Annotated in this window: 9 protein-coding genes and 5 tRNA genes; 7 read left to right on the top strand and 7 right to left on the bottom strand. The window is 69.6% G+C overall.

The features are described from left to right. Window positions 1-428: 428 nt before the first annotated feature. From ACZ5GT_RS18625 to ACZ5GT_RS18610, 4 genes are all read right to left on the bottom strand, one after another. Window positions 429-501 (bottom strand) — tRNA-Lys (locus tag ACZ5GT_RS18625). 99 nt (window positions 502-600) lie between these two features. After that, window positions 601-2136, bottom strand: coding sequence for an amino acid permease (locus tag ACZ5GT_RS18620; RefSeq protein WP_469024675.1), 1536 nt, complete (start codon window positions 2134-2136; stop codon window positions 601-603). Between the two features lie 210 nt (window positions 2137-2346). Continuing rightward, complete coding sequence (locus ACZ5GT_RS18615; RefSeq protein WP_469024672.1) at window positions 2347-4503, bottom strand: DEAD/DEAH box helicase; 2157 nt, start codon at window positions 4501-4503, stop codon at window positions 2347-2349. Window positions 4504-5452: 949 nt separating this feature from the next. Further along, window positions 5453-5803, bottom strand: coding sequence for a metallopeptidase family protein (locus ACZ5GT_RS18610; protein ID WP_469024669.1), 351 nt, complete (start codon window positions 5801-5803; stop codon window positions 5453-5455). An 85-nt stretch (window positions 5804-5888) separates the two neighbouring features. Between ACZ5GT_RS18610 and ACZ5GT_RS18605 the strand changes: the two genes are divergently transcribed. The 4 genes from ACZ5GT_RS18605 (at window position 5889) to ACZ5GT_RS18590 (ending at window position 7823) form a co-directional block, all read left to right on the top strand. Then, entirely contained in the window at window positions 5889-7460 is a 1572-nt protein-coding gene (locus tag ACZ5GT_RS18605) for a metallophosphoesterase family protein (protein WP_469024666.1), read from the top strand. A gap of 80 nt (window positions 7461-7540) precedes the next feature. Further along, window positions 7541-7613: transfer RNA gene (locus ACZ5GT_RS18600), tRNA-Glu, on the top strand. Window positions 7614-7650: 37 nt separating this feature from the next. Then, window positions 7651-7725: transfer RNA gene (locus ACZ5GT_RS18595), tRNA-Asp, on the top strand. Window positions 7726-7749: 24 nt separating this feature from the next. Next, window positions 7750-7823: transfer RNA gene (locus ACZ5GT_RS18590), tRNA-Phe, on the top strand. Window positions 7824-7983: 160 nt separating this feature from the next. On the opposite strand, the gene ACZ5GT_RS18585 is transcribed toward ACZ5GT_RS18590, so the two are convergent. Continuing rightward, the gene (locus tag ACZ5GT_RS18585) at window positions 7984-9156 is read right to left on the bottom strand and encodes an RNA-guided endonuclease InsQ/TnpB family protein (protein ID WP_469024663.1); all 1173 of its coding nucleotides are present in this window, start codon (window positions 9154-9156) and stop codon (window positions 7984-7986) included. A 168-nt stretch (window positions 9157-9324) separates the two neighbouring features. Here ACZ5GT_RS18585 and hrpA point away from each other — a divergent pair, with 168 nt between their 5' ends. From hrpA to ACZ5GT_RS18570, 3 genes are all read left to right on the top strand, one after another. After that, entirely contained in the window at window positions 9325-13278 is a 3954-nt protein-coding gene (gene hrpA / locus ACZ5GT_RS18580; protein ID WP_469024660.1) for an ATP-dependent RNA helicase HrpA, read from the top strand. Window positions 13279-13371: 93 nt separating this feature from the next. Next, window positions 13372-13446, top strand: a tRNA-Asp gene (locus tag ACZ5GT_RS18575). 349 nt (window positions 13447-13795) lie between these two features. Next, window positions 13796-13987 (top strand): DUF6274 family protein, encoded by a 192-nt coding sequence (locus ACZ5GT_RS18570; RefSeq protein WP_469024655.1) that lies wholly within the window; start codon window positions 13796-13798, stop codon window positions 13985-13987. Window positions 13988-14482: 495 nt separating this feature from the next. On the opposite strand, the gene bldC is transcribed toward ACZ5GT_RS18570, so the two are convergent. Both bldC and ACZ5GT_RS18560 read right to left on the bottom strand, forming a co-directional pair. Then, complete coding sequence (gene bldC / locus ACZ5GT_RS18565; protein WP_003949541.1) at window positions 14483-14689, bottom strand: developmental transcriptional regulator BldC; 207 nt, start codon at window positions 14687-14689, stop codon at window positions 14483-14485. A gap of 607 nt (window positions 14690-15296) precedes the next feature. Further along, the gene (locus ACZ5GT_RS18560; protein ID WP_469024652.1) at window positions 15297-16139 is read right to left on the bottom strand and encodes a DUF8083 family protein; all 843 of its coding nucleotides are present in this window, start codon (window positions 16137-16139) and stop codon (window positions 15297-15299) included. Window positions 16140-16205: the final 66 nt, after the last annotated feature.

The following is a 16205-nucleotide window of genomic DNA, read 5'->3' as shown; positions in this document are numbered from 1 at the left end:
GGAGCGCACCGACCGGGCAGCCCGGCCATCTCCCCGTGGTTCCGCCGGCCCCAGGAGTCGTGGACGGCCTGTCCGACCCGTCGGCCGGATGGAGCAGGGCCACTCCGAGTTCGACACGCCCATCGGACCCGTGCGCCGCCGGCCGCCTCGAGCCGCAGCAGCGGGCGGGCTCAACGCACGAGCGCACCGCCTGCCGAGCACTCATGGAGATATCCGGGGCAGACGGCCCACTCGTGAGGCACACTGCCGTACCTCACGCCCGCCGGGTATCCGCTGCGGGCGGTCTCACACGAACCCGCCGCGTGGCCGCGCTTCCCGCTCACGCGCCGCACGCAAGGAGCCCGGAAACGAAGCAGCGTCCGAGCCGGCCGAAGCCGACGCGGACGCTGCACAGCAGGTCAGGGGTCATATACCCCGCCTACCAGCCGTAGGCCCTGTGGGACTCGAACCCACAACCAATGGATTAAAAGTCCACTGCTCTGCCAATTGAGCTAAGGGCCCTGGCGATGTTGCCTCCCCGAGCATAGCCGGACGTGGCCGTGTCTCCGATCGGGTATCGCGGACACGGCCGCGTCGGAACCGCGGCCGGGGCCGGGAGTGTTACGGATCGACCTTTTCGGGCGCCCCCGCCCGGGCCGTCTCACGGGCGAGGGTGCGGGCGTGTTCGGGGTTGAGGAACCAGTGCCGGGCCGACGCCAGCCACCAGGTCGCGGCAAAGCCGAGCACCACCAGCACGGCCACGGGAGCGTAGTTGAACGTCTCCGTGGTGACCGGGGAGACCTGCGGCAGCATGAACAGCACCGTGATCACGCCGACCCACGCCACCGCCACCACACCCACCAGCTGCGACCAGCGGCCCAGGTGCCACGGCCCCCGCTCGAAGTCCGCGCCCTTGCGCACCCGCAGCAGCGTCGGAATGACGTAGGCGATGTACAGGCCGATCACGGCGATCGACGTCACCGCCGCGTAGGCCGTCACGTTGATCAGGTACGGCAGACCGAGGACCAGCGCCCCGGCCGCCGCCAGCCACACCGCCGCCACCGGGGTGCGCGTGCGCGGGCTGACCGTGTGCCAGACGTGCGAGAAGGGCAGCGCCCCGTCCCGCGAGAAGGCGTAGATCATGCGGCTGTTGGCCGTCACCGACGCCATCCCGCAGAACAACTGCGCGCCGATCACCACGAGCAGCAGCAGCTTCCCGGCCGTCGCGCCCAGCGCGTCGAGCAGGATCTGGGCCGGCGGCGCCCCGGTCGGCGACGCGAGCTGTCTGTCGTAGGACTGGATGGCGAAGGTGAAGCCCAGCAGGAGCACGAAGCCCGCGATCCAGGACGTCCAGATCGAGCGGACGATCCCCTTCGGGCCCGCCGTGGACGCGTCGTGCGTCTCCTCCGTCATGTGGGCCGAGGCGTCGTACCCGGTGAACGTGTACTGCGCCATCAGCAGACCGAGCAGGACGACGTACACCCCGCTGCCCCAGCCCGTGTTGTTCACGAACTCGCCGAACACGAAGGACGCCGACTGATGCTTGTCCGGGACGAAGGCGAGGGCGCCGACGATCACCGCCACGCCCAGCACGTGCCACCACACGCTGACGCTGTTGAGGAGGGCGACGATCCGCACGCCGAACGTGTTCAGCAGGCCGTGCAGCAGCAGGATCGCCGCGAACAGCAGGACCGTGCGGCCGGGCGTGACCTCGAAGTCGAACTGCAGGTTCAGGTACGCGCCCAGGAAGGACGCGGCGCCGAAGTCGATGCCCGCGGTCACGGCGACCTGGCCCAGCACGTTGAACCAGCCCGTGAACCACGCCCAGGCGGCCGCCGTGCGCGGCGGAGCGAGCCGGTGCGCCCAGAAGTACAGGCCGGCCGATGTCGGGTAGGCCGAACAGATCTCGGCCATGGCGAGGCCCACGAACAGCGTCATCAGGCCGACCGCGACCCAGCCCCAGGTGATCACGGCGGGGCCGCCGGTGTTCATGCCGAACAGGTACAGCGTCAGGCAGCCCGACAGGACCGAGATGATCGTGAAGGAGACCGCGTAGTTGGAGAACGCCGACATGCGGCGGGCAAGGACCTGGGTGTAGCCGAGCTGGGCAAGCCGTTCTTCGTCCGACAGCCCAGTCGCGATGGCGTCATCTGTCATGTCCCCAGCGATTCCCGCACCGGAGGCGTGACATGCGTCACAGCATGGCCAAAAATTGCCCCTGCCCGTCGCCGCGCACTCTAAGCGGCCGCACCCGAAGGGCCGTACGCGAAGCCGCCCGCACACGAAGAGGCCCGCACGACGCCGAGTCGTACGGGCCCCTCGATGATCACCCCGTGTCACAGCCGGTGGTACCGGCCGGCCGACGGATCAGCCGTTGCGCTTCCAGCGCGGCTTGTCGTCACGGCGACCGAAGGAACCGGCCCCGCGGTGGTCGGTCCCACGGTGGTCGTCACGGCGGCCGACCGGACGCTCGTGACCGCCCGCGCGGAAACCGGGACGGTCGTCACGGCGGTCGCGGTTGAACGGACGGTCGCTGCCACGGTGCCCGCCGCGCTCGTCACGCCGCTCGAAGGAACGCCCACCCGGACGCTCGTCCCGGCGGAACCCGCCACGGTCGTCACGACGCTCGAACGAACGCCCAGCGCGGTCGCCACGGTCGTCACGACGCTCGTCCCGACGGAAGCCACCACGGTCGCCGCGGTCGTCACGGCGCTCGTCGCGACGGAACCCGCCACGGTCGTCACGACGCTCGAACGAACGCCCACCACGGTCGTCACGGTCGTCACGACGGAAGCCACCACGGTCGTCACGCCGGTCGTCCCGACGGAACCCGCCACGGTCACCACGGTCCTCGCGACGGAACCCGCCACGGTCGTCACGCCGGTCGTCCCGACGGAACCCACCACGGTCACCACGGTCGTCACGACGCTCGAACGAACGCCCACCACGGTCGGCCCGGTCACCCCGGTCGTCCCGGCGCTCACGCCGCTCGTACGACGACGAGCCCCCCGAATTCTCCGAACGCTCCTCGCGCTCGGCGGCGTCCACGTCCCGCGCGGCCGGCTGCTCCGGCACCGACACCTCGACGGCTTCCGCCACCGCGGCCGCCTGCGCCTCGGCGAGCGCCGTCTCCGGGTCCTCACCCCGCTCACGGGCGGCCCGCGCGATCAGCCGGTCCGCCTCCTCCCGCAGCTCCGCCGCACGCCGCTGCGCCCGCTCCAGCTGCTTGGTCAGCTGCGCGACCTCACGCTCGGCCTGCTGAGCCGCGTTGCCCGCGGACTCCGCCTGGACCTCCGTCATCGAGCGGGCGCCGGTGATCTCGGCGACCTCCGGCTCGAAGGCCGTACCCGAGTTGATGATGTGACGCGAGGCGTCGACGCCCGCGTCCTCCATCAGCCGGAAAATCTGACGGCGCTGGTGCGGCAGCGACAACGACACGACCGTGCCGGTGCGGCCCGCACGGGCGGTACGGCCGGCGCGGTGCAGGTAGTCCTTGTGGTCGCCGGCCGGGTCCACGTTCAGCACCAGGTCGATGCCGTCGACGTGGATACCGCGGGCGGCGACGTCGGTGGCGACCAGGACGTTGACATACCCGTCCTTGAAGTCGGCCAGCGTCCGGGTCCGGGCGCCCTGAGTCATACCGCCGTGCAGCGCGTCCGCCTTCACCCCGGCGTCGCACAGCTGCTCCGCGACACGGTCGGCGCCCAGCTGGGTGCGGACGAAGATGATGGTGCGGCCCTTGCGGGAGGCGATCGCCGAAGTGACCGGCGCCTTGTCCTTGGGCTTCACGACCAGGATGTGGTGCGACATGGTCGTCACCGCGCCCTGCGCCGCGTCGACCTCGTGCGAGACCGGGTCCTTCAGGTAACGGTCGACGAGGGTCTTGATCTCGTTCTCCATGGTCGCGGAGAACAGCATCCGCTGACCGCCCGCCGGCACCTGGTCGAGCAGCTCCGTGACCTCCGGCAGGAAGCCGAGGTCGGACATCTGGTCGGCCTCGTCCAGGACGGCGATCTGCACGTCCTCCAGGGAGCAGGCGCCACGGCCGATGATGTCGCGCAGGCGGCCCGGCGTGGCGACGAGGACGTCGACGCCGCGCTCCAGGGCGTAGATCTGGTTGCCCATCGACGTGCCGCCGCAGACGACCTTCATCTTCAGCCCGAGAACGTCGCCGTAAGGCTGCAGCGCGTCCGCCACCTGCATGGCCAGCTCACGGGTCGGTGTGAGGATGACAGCGCGGGGCTTGTGCTTCTCGGTGCGGCCGCCGGCCAGCGTGGCCAGCGTCGGCAGACCGAAGGACAGGGTCTTGCCGGAGCCGGTGCGGCCCCGGCCCAGGATGTCCTTGCCGGCCAGGGCGTCCGGGATGGTCGCCTGCTGGATCGGGAAGGGGGTGGTCACGCCGTTCTGCGCGAGCTTGCGCACGACGCCCTCGGGCAGACCGAGGTCCGCGAAAGTGACCTCGGGGGTGTCGGTCGCCTCGTCGTTCTCGGACACGACGACGTGATCAGCACTGGAAATGGACATGCGTAAGCGAAACCTTCCGGAGTCTCGTCGGCACGCGCCCGTCAACTCCGTGATTCGCAATACGACCGCCTCTGTGCGGTCAGCCACGGCAAGGGAGAGTACGCGCCACACGGCGCGCTCTGCGTTGGCGCCGGGCAAATGGGATCAAACGATCTACCACCATACGCACCCACCGCCCCCCAAGGCAAACCGAGCCTCCGGGACGTCCGTCACACCCCGCCCCGCACCACACCGGCGCCCCTGCCCCCGCACCACACCGGCGCCTCTGCCCCCGCACCACACCGGCACTTCGCCCCTGCACGAGCGCCCCGCCGCCCCGCCCTAGACCGGCACCCCCGCGGCCGGCGCCGGCTCCCGCCCCGCCAACTGCGGCCCCGCCTGCTCATGCGCCGACGACGACGGCTCGGCCGACGGCGGCGGCTCCGGCGCCGAGGACGACGGCTCCTGGGTCGGCGTGGGCTCCGTCACAACGGACCGCGTCGGCGTCGGCTGCTGCCCCCTCGTCGACCCCGGAACTCCCGGCCCGGAACTCACCCCCGGCCCGCCCGGACGCGCCGACTCGCCCGCCCCCGCCGACGGCGAAGCGGCAGCGGACTCCCGCTCCTCCCCCTTCTTCCCCCCGCCCTTCCCCTTCTCCCGGCCCTTCCGGCCTTCCCCGTGCCCGCCGCCGGCCGCCGCACCGACCCCGGCTCCGCCCCCGGACATCGCCGTCCCCCCGCCCGGCGCCGCACCGCCCCGCTCCCCCACGGAACGCGACGGCCTGACGCTCCCACCCCCGCCGTCACCCACACTCATACAGCCGGCGGCCGCGGTGACGGCCACGACCGCGGCGGCCAGACGGACGGACACGTTCAAGGGGCGCACGGGCAGCCACCTCCGAGGGGGACGAAGTCGACCTGCCCAACTCCCGCCGCCCACAAGAGGACACGCGCAACGCGCCGACGACGGCCTACCCGTAACCGAGCGCGTGCAGCCGGGCGTCGTCGATCCCGAAATGGTGCGCGATCTCGTGGACCACCGTCACCTCCGTCTCGGCGACCACGTCGTCCCGGGTCTCGCACATCCGCAGCGTGGGCCCCCGGTAGACCGTGATCCGGTCCGGCAGCACCCCCGCGTACCATTCGCCCCGTTCTGTCAGCGGGGTACCCTCGTACAACCCGAGCAATTCGGGATCATCCACCGGAGGCTCGTCCTCGACGAACACCGCCACGTTGTCCATCAACCGCGTCAACTCCGGCGGAATCCGGTCGAGCGCCTCGGCGACCAATTCCTCGAACTCCTCGCGTGTCATCTCCAGCACACGCCCATTGTCAGCCACGACCCACCACAACGAGAGCCATGCGCAGCACCGCATATCCAGCCGCACACCTGGGCATACGCGACCAATGGCCCGCGTCCCCGCCGTCCCCGCCGTCGCCGCGACCGTCGTGAACCGGATCCGCAAGGCCCCGCGCCCCCTCGCCCGCCGCCACCGCACCCACCGCCCGCACCCCACCATGGAGCTGCCGGCGCGACCCCGCCCCTGGATACGCGCCCTCGGCCTGATCACCGTCGTCATGCTCGGCGCCTGGCTCGGCCTGCTCATAGTGGGCAACGTCCGCGTCCCCGTCGGCCCCATGGACACCACCATGACCCTGCGCCCCTCCCTCACCGGCGGGACGAAGATCAACATCTCACCGCTCGGCGCCCTCCACCTCGACAGCCACCACGCCCCCGTACGCCTCGACGTCAACGTCGACCAGCTCGACCCGGTCCGCGCCCAGGCCCTCGTCGACCACCCCGAACGCCTCTCCGGCCTCCAGGACGAGGTCGCCCGCGACATCGAGCACGGCACCCGCGACCTCGCCCTGCGCTCCGGCGTCGCCGTCGTCTCCGGCGCCACCGCCCTCGGCCTCGCCGTCTACCGCCGCCCCCGCCGCGCCCTCGCCGCCGGCGGCCTCGCCCTCGCCATCCTCGGCGCCTCCGGGGCATCCGCGTACGCCACCTGGAACCCCGAATCCGTACTCGAACCCAAGTACTCCGGCCTGCTCTCCTCCGCCCCGTCCCTGGTCGGCAACGCCCGCAGCATCGTCACCGAGTTCGACGTCTACCAGAAGGAACTCGCCCGCCTCGTCACGAACGTGACCAAGCTCTACGACGTCACCTCGACACTCCCCGCCTACCAGCCGGACCCCAGCACCGTCCGCGTCCTGCACGTGTCCGACATCCACCTCAACCCGGCGAGCTGGAAGATCATCGCCTCGCTGGTGGACCAGTACAAGGTCGACGTCATCGTGGACACCGGCGACACGATGGACCACGGCACGGCCGCCGAGAACGGCTTCCTCGACCCCATCAAGGACCTGGGCGCCCCGTACGTCTGGGTCAGGGGCAACCACGACTCCGCCGCCACCCAGCGCTACCTCTCCCGCATGGGCAACGTCCACGTCCTCGACAACGGCCGGGCGCAGACCATCGCCGGACTGCGCTTCGCCGGCATCGGCGACCCCCAGTTCACCCCCGACCGCTCGAAGGCACCAGGAGCCGAAGCCTCGGAGCAACTGGCGGGCGCCCGCCTCGCCGCCGCCCTGCGCGACCAGACCAACGCGGGCACCCCCGTCGACATCGCCCTCGCCCACGAACCGTCCGCGGCACGCGAGACGGACGGCACCGTGCCGCTGGTCCTGTGCGGACACCTGCACCACGAGGGCGACGAGGTCATGCGCTACGGCACCCGCCTGCGCATGGAGGGCTCCACCGGCGGCAGCGGACTGCGCGCGCTGGAGCGCCAGTACCCCGCGCCGATCGAGGCGTCCGTCCTCTACTTCGACCGGGACACCCGCCGACTACAGGCCTGGGACTCGATCAAGCTCGGCGGCCTGGGCGAGACGACGGCGGAGGTCTCCCGCCACCTCCCGGACGAGAACAAACCGGGCGCCACTCCTTCCCCTCCCGCCCCTTCCACCTCCAGCCCGTAAACCGTTTTGGCGATACCTCCCGCCATCCCATATGCTTCTCACGTCCCCGACGCGCTGAGAAGCGCCCAGGCGGGCCGATAGCCCTCATCGTCTAGCGGCCTAGGACGCCGCCCTTTCAAGGCGGTAGCACGGGTTCGAATCCCGTTGGGGGCACGCAGTACGGTGTGCGACACTGTCGTACACAAAGCTTGGTCCTGTGGAGCAGTTTGGAGTGCTCGCCACCCTGTCAAGGTGGAGGCCGCGGGTTCAAATCCCGTCAGGACCGCTGAGGTTTCACGTGAAACCTTGCGGCTGGGTAGCTCAGTTGGTACGAGCGTCCGCCTGAAAAGCGGAAGGTCGCCGGTTCGACCCCGGCCCCAGCCACAGCAAAGGCCCTGATCTTCGGATCAGGGCCTTGTTGTCTGTGGCTGTCTGTCCTGCTGGATCACTCGTACGAGCGATCGCGTCCGCTGCCGGAGAGCTGCACTCCCCGGCTTGCAGCTCGGCCCCGCCGATGGCTTCGGCGGGACCGGCGCATCCAGCCCTACGCGATCAGCGTGAGGGCAGGGACCTGTGACTCGGCCCCGCAGACCCACACCCACCAGCCGCGCCGGCTGATGACGTGGGACGCATTGAGGTCCGCGTGCTCAACGAAGCCGCAGGACCTGCAGATGAACACGGCCTGACTGGGCCGGTTGCGTCGGTCGATGTGGTGGCAGCGCGAGCACTCCTGACTGGTGTACGCGGGGTTCACGTGGACCAGGGGGACTCCGGCCCGGCGCGCCTTGTAGGCGATGAAGGCGCCGAGCTGGTGGAAGGCCCAGGAGTTGATCGTGACGCGTTGGGGCTTTTTCAGCCGTGCCCGTTCGCGGATGCCCTTCAGGTCTTCGAGGGCGATGCCGCGGCCGGTGCGTTGAGCCTCCGCCACGATGTGCTTGCTGATCTTGTGGTTGATGTCGCGGGTGCGTCTGGCTTCTCTGCCCGCGTGGCGTTTGGCCCGTCGTTTCGCGGACCGTGTGCCTTTCTTCTGGAGTTCGGTGCGCAGCTTCCGGTCGTTGGCGCGGGTGCGGTTGAGTCGTCTGCCGCTGTGCCGGTGTCCGGTGGAGGTGGTGGCGATGTCGGCGATGCCGAGGTCGACGCCGATGAATCCGTTCGGGGCGGGGTTCTGTGGGGGGTCGGGGATGTCGAGGGTGGCCATGAGGTACCACTGGCCGTTGTGGGTCAGCAGGTCGGATTCGCCTCGGCGGTACTGGTCGAGCAGTCGGAGGTGTTCTTCGCTGCCGGTGTAGGGGAGGTGTTTGATGCGGCCTGCGGTGGTCCAGATGGAGACGGTGCGTCGTTCCGTCTGCCAGGAGAGCATGCGGTCGTCGTAGGGCTGGGCCGCGTGGGTGCGGAAGGTGAGGGGTTTTCCGGTGGCTGCCTTGTGTCGCCGGGTGCCGGGCTTGCCGAGGTTGCCGGCTTTGAGGTTGCTCCTGAGGGACGCGTAGGCGTCGCTGGTCTTCTTGATGACGTGCTGGGCGGCTTGGGCGCCGAGGTTCCAGTTGTTCTTGAGGTGGGTGTAGGTCTGGGCTCGGAGGGCTCGGTTGTCGCTGGTGCCGCCGGCGTGGGCGATGGCGGAGACGTGGTTGGCGGCTTGGTTGCAGGCGCGGAGGGTCGCGTCGAGGGCCGATGCCTGTGGGGGCGTCGGGAGCAGCTTGATCCGCAGCACCAGTTTCACGAACAGGGAATCTAGGTCGTGATGGCTGTTCGATCGCGGGTTTCGTCGCTGTTTCGCCTGGATGGGCGGCCGCTCGAACCTGTGTCGGGCTTGTGGTCGCGGGCCGTGTGGGCGTCGCGGGCAAATCGGTCGCCAGGAATTTCTTCGGGATGAGATCCTGGAACGCGTATGTCTACGCACCCTGCCCCCGCCGCACCGGTCCTCGGCGTGCTCGCCTCCCGGCTGACCGAGTTGTCCCTGCGTGACGCGCACCGGCTCGGGCGCCGGCTCGAGGGCGCGCGCAAGATCCGTAAGCCGGAGGCCCGGGCCGCCGTCCTCGCCGAGATCGGGGAGGAGATCGGCAAGGCCGAGGAGCGGATGGGTGAGCGGCGTGCCCGCGTGCCCGCCGTCACGTATCCCGAGCAGTTGCCGGTCAGTCAGAAGAAGGACGTCATCGCGGAGGCGATCCGCGATCACCAGGTGGTGATCGTCGCGGGTGAGACGGGCTCCGGGAAGACGACGCAGATCCCGAAGATCTGTCTGGAGCTCGGCCGGGGGGTGCGCGGCATGATCGGGCACACCCAGCCGCGCCGTATCGCGGCTCGTACGGTCGCGGAGCGGGTCGCGGAGGAGCTGGAGACCCCGCTGGGGGAGTCCGTCGGCTGGAAGGTGCGGTTCACCGACCAGGTGAGCCCGGAGGCCACCTTCATCAAGCTGATGACGGACGGCATCCTGCTCGCCGAGATCCAGACGGACCGGGAGCTGCGCGCCTATGACACGATCATCATCGACGAGGCCCACGAGCGGTCTCTGAACATCGACTTCCTGCTGGGGTACCTGGCGCAGTTGCTGCCGCGCCGGCCGGACCTGAAGGTCGTCATCACGTCCGCGACGATCGATCCGGAGCGTTTTTCGCGGCACTTCGGTGACGCGCCGATCGTCGAGGTCAGCGGGCGGACGTATCCGGTGGAGGTGCGGTACCGGCCGCTGCTGGAGGAGGACGGCGACGACTCGGACCGGGATCAGATCACCGCGATCACGGACGCGGTCGAGGAGCTGATGGGCGAGGGCCGGGGCGACATCCTGGTCTTCCTGTCCGGCGAGCGGGAGATCCGCGACACGGCGGACGCGCTGGAGAAGAAGAAGTACCGGTTCACGGAGATCCTGCCGCTGTACGCCCGGCTGTCGCACGCCGAGCAGCACCGGGTGTTCCAGCCGCACACGGGGCGCAGGATCGTGCTGGCGACCAATGTCGCCGAGACGTCGTTGACCGTTCCCGGTATCAAGTACGTCATCGATCCCGGTTTCGCCCGTATCAGCCGTTACAGTCACCGCACCAAGGTGCAGCGGCTGCCGATCGAGCCGGTCTCGCAGGCCAGCGCCAATCAGCGCAAGGGCCGTTGTGGCCGTACGAGTGACGGTGTGTGCATCCGGCTGTACAGCGAGGAGGATTTCCTCGCCCGGCCGGAGTTCACGGACGCGGAGATCCTGCGGACGAATCTGGCCTCCGTCATCCTGCAGATGACCGCGGCCGGTCTGGGGGAGATCGAGAAGTTCCCGTTCATCGATCCGCCGGATCACCGGAACATCCGTGACGGTGTGCAGTTGCTGCAGGAGTTGGGCGCGCTGGATCCGGCGCAGAAGGATCCGCGCGAGCGGCTGACGCAGACGGGCCGCAAGCTGGCCCAGCTGCCGGTCGATCCGCGGTTGGCCCGCATGGTGCTGGAGGCGGACCGCAATGGCTGTGTCCGCGAGGTGATGGTGATAGCGGCCGCGTTGTCCATCCAGGACCCGCGTGAGCGCCCCGCCGACAAGCAGACGCAGGCCGACCAGCAGCACGCCCGTTTCAAGGACGAGAGCAGCGATTTCCTCGCCTACCTCAACCTGTGGCGCTACCTCCGCGAGCAGCAGAAGGAGCGGGGGTCCAGTTCCTTCCGGCGGATGTGCAAGCAGGAGTACCTGAACTTCCTGCGGATCCGCGAGTGGCAGGACATCTACACCCAGCTGCGTACGGTGGCGAAGCAGATGGGCATTCACCTCAACGAGGACGACGCGCCCGCCGACCGCGTCCATGTCTCGCTCCTGGCCGGGCTCCTGTCCCACATCGGGATGAAGGACGTGAAGGACGGCAACAAGAACGAGTACCTGGGGGCGCGGAACGCCAAGTTCGCGATCTTCCCGGGTTCGGCGCTGTTCCGGAAGCAGCCGCGTTTCGTGATGTCCGCGGAGCTGGTGGAGACGTCGCGGCTGTGGGCGCGTGTCAACGCCAAGATCGAGCCGGAGTGGGTCGAGCCGCTCGCCGGGCATCTGCTGAAGCGGACGTACAGCGAGCCGCACTGGGAGAAGGACCAGGCGGCGGTGATGGCGTACGAGAAGGTGACGCTGTACGGCGTCCCGATCGTCGCCCAGCGCAAGGTGAATTACGGCCGTATCGACCCGGAGGTGTCGCGGGAGCTGTTCATCCGCAACGCGCTCGTCGAGGGCGACTGGCGTACCCACCACAAGTTCTTCGCCGACAACCGCCGGCTGCTGAGCGAGGTGGAGGAGCTGGAGCACCGGGCGCGGCGCCGGGACATCGTGGTCGACGACGAGACGCTGTTCGACTTCTACGAGCAGCGGGTGCCCGGACATGTGGTGTCCGGGGCGCACTTCGACTCGTGGTGGAAGCGCAAGCGGCAGGAGCAGCCGGACTTCCTCGACTTCGAGCGGGAGATGCTCATCCGGGAGTCGGCGGAGGCGGTGACCAAGGCGGACTATCCGGACTCGTGGCGGCAGGGTGATCTGAAGTTCCGGGTGACGTACCAGTTCGAGCCGGGTGCCGACGCGGACGGTGTGACGGTGCACATCCCGTTGCAGGTCCTGAACCAGGTCACGGACGAGGGCTTCGACTGGCAGATTCCGGGGTTGCGGGAGGAGTTGGTGACGGAGCTGATCCGTTCCCTGCCGAAGCCGGTCCGCCGTCACTACGTCCCGGCGCCGAACTACGCGAAGGCGTTCCTGGAGAGGGCGGTTCCCCTTCAGGAGCCGTTGACGGTGACGATGGCGCGGGAGCTGCGGCGGTTGGTCGGGGTGCCGTTCGAGGCGGAGGACTTCGACTGGTCGAGGGTGCCGGATCATCTGCGTGTCACTTTCCGCATCGTCGACGAGCGGCGCCGCAAGCTGGCCGAGGACAAGGATCTGGAGGCTCTGCGGCTCCGGCTGAAGCCGAGGGCGCGCAAGGCGCTGTCCCAGGCCGCGGCGGCCACCGCGGAGCGGCAGGGCGGGGAGTCGCTGGAGCGTGAGGGTCTGACGGACTGGACGATCGGCACGCTCGACCGGGTCTTCGAGACTCGGCGGGCCGGTCAGCCGGTGAAGGCGTACCCGGCGCTGGTGGACGACGGGGACACGGTGTCGGTGCGGCTGTTCGACACGGAGGCCGAGCAGGCGGAGGCGATGTGGCGGGGTACGCGCCGGCTGATTCTGCGCAACATCCCGGTGAACGCGGCCAAATTCGCGAGCGATCGCCTGACGAACGCCCAGAAGCTGGCGCTGTCCGCCAATCCGCACGGTTCGGTGCAGGCTCTGTTCGACGACTGCGCGACGGCGGCGGCCGACAGGCTGATCGCGGACTTCGGCGGTCCGGTGTGGGACGAGGAGTCGTATCGGAAGCTGTACGACAAGGTGCGCGCGGAGATCGTCGACACGACCGTCCGCACGGTCGGGCAGGTGCAGCAGGTGCTTGCCGCCTGGCAGGCCTGTGAGCGCCGTCTGAAGGGTGTTCGCAGCCCCGCCTTGCTGGCAAACCTCCAGGACGTGCGAGGGCAGTTGGACGGCCTGGTGAAGCCCGGTTTCGTGACGGAGGCGGGGCTGCGGCGGCTGCCGGACCTGATGCGGTACCTGGTGGCCGTCGACCGGCGGCTGCAGCAGATGCCGACCAATGTGCAGCGGGACACCACGCGCATGGAGAAGGTGCGGGAGATGCGGGACGAGTACCTGTGGCTGCTGGAGCAGCTCCCGAAGGGCCGCCCGGTTCCCGCTTCGGTGCTGGACATCCGCTGGATGATCGAGGAGCTCCGGGTCAGCTATTTCGCGCACGCGCTCGGGACGGCGTATCCGGTCTCGGACAAGCGGATCGTGAAGGCGATCGACGCGGCGGTGCCGTAGCCGGGCGGGTACGGTGGGTGAGTTCGACCAGGGGGCTCACCCTCCTGTACAGTCCTTCTCGCAGCGCAACGCACGGATGGCGCTGCGAAACCTGGTCCTGTGGAGCAGTTTGGAGTGCTCGCCACCCTGTCAAGGTGGAGGCCGCGGGTTCAAATCCCGTCAGGACCGCAGTAGAGAAAGTGCCCGCACCCCGTCAGGGGAGCGGGCACTTTCACGTTCCCCTCCCCGTCCATCCCCCCCCGTCAGGGGGCGGGCGGCTGCCGCGTCTCCCCCACTCACCGCCCACCCACCGCCCACCCGTCACGCCCGCCGCCCCGGCAGGGAGGCGGGCGCTTCGCTGTTGGGGCCGGGAGAGGACCCCGGCTGCGGATGCTGGCGGTTTCGCCGCTGCTTTCGTCGCTGTGGGCCCAGGGGCCGCTTCAGGCGCGTGGGCGCCGCAGGCGGTCTTGACGGCGTCACATTCGCTCGGTACCCAGAGACCAGGGCGCGTTCCCGCGCGGCCCCCTGGAGGTGGCGTATGGCGGCATCGGCTGGGCACGCGACGCGGGCGTTGCTCCGGGCGCATCTGTCGGCCGCGTCGTCGTACGGGCATCTGACCCGTCACTGTCCGATCTGCCACCGTCTGCAGCGCCTGGCGATGGATTCGCCGCCGCGTCCCGTGCAGGTGCCGGAGGAGCCGGCCGGGGACGAAAGACCTACCGACGCGTGACCTTCGGCGCACTCCGGCAGCGGCTGCGGCGTGGCAAGGTGGAATGTAGCCTTCCGTTCGTGTGTGCTCTATGGAGGCGACCGGGGCTCCGGCATGTGACGGGTGTCACTGCATGAGTTTCTGAAAGCGCGGTATTTACGCCTCGCCTACAACTGGTCAATTTAATATGTGCAATTGCACTCTCCGGGAGGGTCGCCCCGCGGCCCCGCCCGGCTCCTGCCCCGAGGTCTTCCACAGCAGTTCCGACAGCCCTCCCCAGACTTCGACAAGCCCGCTCACAGACCTGTCGGCCGCCGGGCCCCGGGCGCACAAAAAAGATCGCGCCGGACCCGGCGGGGTCCAGCGCGATCGACGACGCACCCTGTCACGTACTGGGAGGGCTCCCATCAGCCCGGGCGAAGGCCCTGTTGGGGCAGGACCCGCGTCGCTTGGAACTGGGGTTCGGGCTCCTCGGCACGTTGGGGGACCTGCCGATTTGCCCGGTCATGCGGTTGTTCAGGCCTCGCTGCGCTGCTGCGGGATACCCGCGAGCAGTGCGCGGACCTCAGCCTCGCGATAGCGGCGGTGCCCGCCGAGCGTACGGATCGACGTGAGCTTGCCGGCCTTCGCCCACCGCGTGACCGTCTTGGGGTCGACACGGAACATGGTGGCGACCTCAGCCGGGGTCAGCAGCGGCTCGGCATCAGGGGTGCGAGCGGTCATGAGCGGCCTCCTCGGGAGAACCGAACCTTCTCGGTTCTTTCCTCTAAATTCTGCACCTTGACCCGCGTTGCCCGAAATGGCGGACGCGAGTCGAGTCGGTTATAGGACGAACGGCTTGTCCTCGGCACTACAACTACACCATCTGTCCAGCCCCGTCGGCCAAACCGATGGAATTGCCCTCCAGGTGTTCATCACCGACGGAAGCCGATGGACCATGCCATAGCGGACAGTCACGCCACTGTGACGATCAGTCACAGGGCGATCAGGAGTCACCAGACCCCCCAAAGCACGCAATGCTGAGATTCCGCCCGCCGTGGAACGTAGCGGGACGGACAGAGTCCTCCCCGGACTCCTTGTCCTATTTTGGCATGAGGAGGGGGAAGGGACGCAAGGGGCGTGTAAGTGCGGTCCGTCACGCTTGACGCTTTGGCCCGGATCCGGGTCGTACGTCCCATGTTGACGTCGCCTCAGGCACCCGCAGCGCCCGTGGGAGCACCAGCCGGAGCATCGGTCGGTGCGAGTCGGTCGGTGCGAGGACGAAACCCCAAAACGGGCGCCACGTCAAACGCCAGTTCGCCGACCGGATCCGGGAGTGAGGACTCAGGACTCAGTTGGCCGACCGCAGGTCCCTGACCGACCGCCACCGCTCCACCAGCCGCGCGTAGGCCGCCCCCGCGGCCGCCCCGTCGCCCTGCCGCAGCGCCTCGATGCCCTCGGCCACGTCCGCCGCCGAGTGGTCGCCCTCCAGCTCGCCGGCCGGCAGCAGGTGCACCAGCCCGCCGTAGTCGAGCTCCACCAGCGAGCGGGGGTGGAACTCCTCCAGCCAGCGCCCCACGTCGACCAGGCCGTCGATGAGCGGCCCCTCGTCGACGGTGTCGCGCAGCGCGCGCAGCGCCCTCGCCACCCGGCGCCGGGCCTGCACCATCGGCGTCCGGTAGCGCAGCATCGGCGGGATCTCGCCGGAGCCCTTGTCGAAGCGCCGTTCCCCGTCGGAGACCAGCACGAACCAGTGCAGCGGCACCTGCCAGGTCGAGGTGCGGATCCACGGGCGGGCGTCGGGGTTGCGGCTCAGCCAGCGCTCGTAGTCCCGGGCCGCCTGCTCGCGCACGACCTCCGGCAGCACCGCGTCCAGCACCGGCTTCGGCAGTTCCCCGGACAGCTCGCCCAGGGCCTGCCAGCCGCGCAGCCGGGTCCGCCAGGGGCACACGCACACCACCCCGTCGACGTCGAGCACGAAGGCGTCGCTGCTCTCGTGGACCGGCACCGGTACCGGCGGGGTGGGCACCAAGTCGGCCAGGGACCGGCGCAGTTCGTCCTGGTACGACGGCCGGTCGGGGCGGCGGGCGTAGCGCGCCCAGTGACCGCGCTCCGGCTCCGGGAAGGCGGCCAGCGGCTCGTACACGCGCAGGTACGTCGTGTACGGGACGATCACCGAGGACACCTTGGGCACGCCTGCTCCCTCCCCTGCCCATCACCGGGAAAACCTGCGGGACCCGCCCGGGACGTGCGGGAAATC

The sequence above is a fragment of the Streptomyces sp. NPDC031340 genome (assembly GCF_055569945.1).
This window is presented reverse-complemented; position numbering and strand designations above follow the sequence as displayed.